This window comes from Shigella sp. FC1967 (assembly GCF_001743005.1).
Classification (GTDB): domain Bacteria; phylum Pseudomonadota; class Gammaproteobacteria; order Enterobacterales; family Enterobacteriaceae; genus Proteus.
Window position 1 is genome coordinate 1 of the sequence record NZ_MIIZ01000528.1, and the last position, 204, is coordinate 204.

Below are 204 nucleotides of genomic sequence, written 5' to 3' on the forward strand. Positions count from 1 at the left end.
TTATCTTAAACGCCATAATATCGTTGCTATTGCGGATATTGATACACGTAAGTTAACGCGTTTGTTGAGAGAAAAAGGCGCACAAAACGGTTGTATCATGCGCGACGAACATCCTGATACCCAACTTGCACTCGAAAAAGCCAAAGCCTTTCCCGGCTTAAAAGGGATGGATTTAGCCAAAACAGTCACTGCCAAACAGCCTTA

1 protein-coding gene is annotated in these 204 nt (G+C 43.1%); it reads left to right on the forward strand.

Features of this window, described 5'->3' with window-relative positions:
- The coding region (locus BHE89_RS04465; RefSeq protein ID WP_286145886.1) for a carbamoyl-phosphate synthase domain-containing protein at positions 1–204 on the forward strand (204 nt) is incomplete at both ends.